Origin of the sequence: Aestuariivita boseongensis (genome assembly GCF_001262635.1) — a bacterium.
Lineage (GTDB): Bacteria > Pseudomonadota > Alphaproteobacteria > Rhodobacterales > Rhodobacteraceae > Aestuariivita > Aestuariivita boseongensis.
The window spans coordinates 1-4,060 of the sequence record NZ_JXYH01000096.1; the positions used below are offsets into that span (position 1 = coordinate 1).

3 protein-coding genes are annotated in these 4,060 nt (G+C 57.0%); all 3 read left to right on the forward strand.

Translation table 11 applies throughout. From position 1 onward, the window contains the following. Positions 1-85 precede the first annotated feature (85 nt). The 3 genes from TR61_RS19135 (at position 86) to TR61_RS19770 (ending at position 3,954) form a co-directional block, all read left to right on the forward strand. A complete protein-coding gene (locus tag TR61_RS19135; RefSeq protein WP_157440992.1) occupies positions 86-775 on the forward strand; it encodes a hypothetical protein in 690 nt (229 codons plus the stop codon). 674 nt (positions 776-1,449) lie between these two features. Further along, positions 1,450-3,114 carry a hypothetical protein gene (locus tag TR61_RS19140; RefSeq protein WP_050932131.1) on the forward strand — a complete coding sequence of 555 codons (1,665 nt, stop codon included), beginning with the start codon at positions 1,450-1,452 and terminating at the stop codon, positions 3,112-3,114. A gap of 297 nt (positions 3,115-3,411) precedes the next feature. Further along, positions 3,412-3,954 carry a c-type cytochrome gene (locus TR61_RS19770; protein ID WP_216595444.1) on the forward strand — a complete coding sequence of 181 codons (543 nt, stop codon included), beginning with the start codon at positions 3,412-3,414 and terminating at the stop codon, positions 3,952-3,954. The last annotated feature ends 106 nt before the right edge of the window (positions 3,955-4,060 follow it).

Sequence of the window (4,060 nt, forward strand, 5' to 3'; positions counted from 1 at the left end):
GGCTATGAGTCCTGACCCTAGCTTTTGTCGGCAGTGGGCACGGGTCCGGCTTGCCTCCGCGGCCGGAATAATTCATCTTCAGCATATGTCTGATAATGAAATGAGCCCGCCTCTCAAAAAGGCGCTTTTCCGAACATTCTCTGCCGCTTCGCTGCTCTTTCTCAGCAGTATGTCGGCCTCTGCCTATGACCGCGACCTCTGCGTGCAGAAAATGTCGAGCGGTGGATGGACGTTCTCGGCCTCTTTTTTCTATGAGGTCTGGGAACAGGGTGAGCCGGGCGAACAGGTGGTGGAATACAAGATGGAGGAAGGACTGTCCGGCCTGGCGCATATCGCCAGCTATTCCAGCCGGGGTGAGGAGTGGTCCCGTCGGGCGGCGATAAAAGGGTTTGATAAGTTTTTCGACCTCCCGTCTTTGCGAGAGCAGCTGGAAACCGGGCGGTACCGGCCCCTGCGGGTCAAGGTTATCGATTCTGACAATGATTGGGTGTGGCAGTTGGACGGATCTGGCAAGCTTAACTCTGATGGCAGTTTGGTCGTTGATTTCCCACACAGTTCAAAACAAGCGGATGCTCTTTTGCGGTATCTGAGTTCAGAGCCGGTCGATTTCGTGCTGTCAGGCTATCTGATTGGGCCAGATGGCAATGCAAGTTGGAGAAGAAGAAGCATTTCGAACAGCGCGTCCATTGTTCTGCTTTACGACCGTCATACAGAGGTGCTTGACGCACTGGATAAGTCGTCGACGATTGAGGATTGCACGTTAACTTTCGACTAATGGTCGCAGCACGCTAATCGCAATATGCGGAAGTAGATTGCCCCAGATACACAGGCGGCAAGTGCCTGTTTTGAAATCAAGCATATCAGTAATGTCGAAAGTTACCGTTTGTCCCGTTGGCTGAAATCCTGCCCATGGCTAGATATATATATGTCCCGGTTTTTGTGCATCGGAAACAAAGGGTAAATTCAGGCTGGCGGCCAACCACGGCGAAGAGAAGACTGTGATCATATACCGGGCGGCCGTCAATTCTCTAAACACAACATTGCACGTTGCTTAAACGACGCTGGGCGAGCGGGCACTTTGTCCGCAACTCGTTCATCGCGCCTGATCTTGGGAATGTCTGCTGTCGGCAGAAGCTGACGTCCAGGCTCGAAACCGCGTTTTGACGGCACTGGATGACCGCTCAGCGCCCAACAGCAGTCACCTGACCGAAACAGTCAGATGACGGCGACGAGCCCGAAGCGGCTGTTCAATCAGGCTTTAGTGGCTGCGTGCAGCGACTGACTGATCAAAGACCCGGGAGCCATTGGCGGGCGTACTCGTACTCGGGGCCGACCACGATCGAGGCGTTGAATTTGGTTGCACCAAAAACGCCTCCGCGCAACAGTTCCCGCAGCTTTGCGACTTGCTACGTCTGTGAAATTCGCAGGCCAACCTATTCGGAGCCCACCATGAAGCGCCGACTCGCTGTTATCCTAATGGCCGACATGGTTGACTACTCCGCCGCCATGGAGATTGACCAGGCGGGCACCATCGAGTTGGTCCGCGAGCTGCGGGAGCGCTGGCTAGAACCGGAAGCCGCGCAAAGGGGCGGTGAAGTGCTAAAACGCATGGGCGATGGCTGGATCATCGCCTTCAACTCGGTCACCGACGCGGTCGAGACCGCCCAAGCGGTTCAGATCGCTTTGGCCGGGCATCGCAATATCCGGCTGCGCATCGCCGCCCATCTGGGCGAGATCGTCGAGGACGAGTCGGATCTTTATGGTACCGGTGTCAACATAACCGCCCGCCTGCAGACCGAAGCCCCGCCAGGCGGGCTGATGATCTCGGAGGATCTGCTCCGCCAGCTCGACGCCCGTCTCGCCGAAGGCTTCGGGGACGCAGGGAGCTTCGAGTTGAAGAACATTACTCGTCCCGTGGCTGGCTACCAATGGCGGCCAACCGTGCAGGCCGAAGCTGCCGTTGACGACGTGCCAACGATCGCAATCGAGCCAATCGCCGTATCACTTGGGACGACCGAAGCCGCCGATGCCGCCGCAGACCTGCAGGAGCAGATCGTCCATCGCCTTTCGCGTCGCACGGGCATTCGCGTTTTGGCATTGGATGCGCCTGGTGCGGAATCGGACACCCAACCAACCTATCTGTTGCGCGGACGACTGCGCGCACGAGGAGATACCGCCAAGGTTGCCCTAACTTTCGTTCTTGCGGCATCTGGCGCCGTGGTTTGGTCCGGCGCTTATGAAGGTCGCGTAGACGATTTATTCGGTCTTAGTGACACTGCCGCAGAACGCGCCGACACCGAACTCAGGCTTGCGATCAATGCTCATGACGGTGATCGGATCGCGCATTTACCTGAGGACGCGTTGAGCGCATCGGAATTGCGGGTCCGGGCGGCCCGCTTATTCTATGAGACCACGGTTGAAGGATTTGAAAAAGCGTGCCCCTTGCTTGAGCGCGCCTTGAGGTTGGCCCCTGACAACGCCATGAGCCTAGCGATGTGGGCGAACGCTCAAGCTCGTATTGCCATCTCTCGGTTCGAAGAGCTGGCCCCGGAGCTGTCAGATTTGGTAATGACACGCGCCAACCAGGCGGTCCAGAATGCGCCTCGCAGCGACTATGTAGTCTTGGTCCGCGGCATAGTTCGGCTTTGCGTGACCCGAGATATCGAAGGTGCGCGCCGGGATATCGACCGCGCTGTCGAGATCAATCCGTCTTTCACTTACTCACGCGAGTGGCAGGGCAACCTACAGCTTGCACTTGGAGCTTATGACGAAGCCGCGCTGACATTTAGTGATCTTTGCAAAATTGCGGAGAGAGACCCTTACCATGCCTATTTCGCCTATGGCGCCGCATTTGCATTGTTGTTGGCGAAGCGACCCATCGATGCCCTTGCATTTGTCGAAGAGGCAGTTCACGAGCGACCGAACAGCCGTGCAGTTCGCCTGCTTCAGGCACAAGTCGCTGCTCAAGCGGGGGATGCTCAGTCGGCCGCTGTTGCTCGTGCCGCAGCCGAGGATCTTCCGCGCACGCCTGATGCTTTCGCCATGCAACTGCCGCTTCCCGAAGACGGCCGGTCGATTTTGGAGATGCTGGCCCCTGAGCGCGCGGTGGTCTGATGCAGCATTGGAACATTGCAACAAACTGCCGCCACACGCGGGAACACTGATCTACGAAGGGCCGCTCAGTCCGCGAAGCAGACGTTCAGGCCGCCTCATGCCGCTGCAAGGCAGCGAAAGACGGCTTTGAGCCCATACCGGAAGTGCCCGGATCATGCCGCTCGCAGGTGCAGCAACACTATTCTTGCGTTTCAGAAGTCATTGGAACCTACCTGCCTGAATTTCTCTCGCCCGCCACCAATCAGACCGCGTGAGAAATTTATGGTATGGTCATACTCAATTATGGAGGTGCCAATAATGAGAAAGCCAAAATCGTACTTTATTGTGCTAGCCGCCCTGTTCGGACTTACATCGGCCTGCGCTTCGGCCCAGCAGCATGGTGATTGGTGGGGCCATGGCCCGATGGGGCCCCGCCATATGCAGCCCGACGGCATGCACGGCTGGGGTTGGGGACACATGGGTCAAGGCCAACAGCAAAGGATGCAGCGACACTGGACCTACATGAACGAGGGAGTGCCTTCTGCCTATCGGGGGGCCAGAAGCCCCTTTCGGGCAACGACGGAGGTGATCGCCGAAGGAAGGGCACTCTACTCTGACAATTGCTCAAGATGTCATGGCGCGGAAGGTTTAGGAGACGGTGAGGCAGGACGCTCTCTTATTCCATCTCCTGCCTTGCTTAGATGGTTTGTCCAAATGCCGATGTCCGGAGATGAATATCTCCTCTGGACGATTTCCGAAGGAGGCGTTCGATTTGGGACCGACATGCCGGCGTTCAAAGGTGATCTGACCGAAGAAGACATTTGGAAGATCATCGCTTACATGCGCGCGGGTTTTCCCTAATCTCATTCAGTTTAAAGCCAGGCTCGTCGGCACAGCGGTTATTCAAAAGGCTTATGGTTGCGGCACCTCGCCGGACGGCAGCATTGTCCGCACAGCAGCCATTGAA

Bases quoted from the DNA above. Each gene is read 5' to 3' on its own strand.
- TR61_RS19135 (WP_157440992.1), top strand. From the start codon at position 86: ATGTCTGATAATGAAATGAGCCCGCCTCTCAAAAAGGCGCTTTTCCGA.
- TR61_RS19140 (WP_050932131.1), top strand. From the start codon at position 1,450: ATGAAGCGCCGACTCGCTGTTATCCTAATGGCCGACATGGTTGACTAC.
- TR61_RS19770 (WP_216595444.1), top strand. From the start codon at position 3,412: ATGAGAAAGCCAAAATCGTACTTTATTGTGCTAGCCGCCCTGTTCGGA.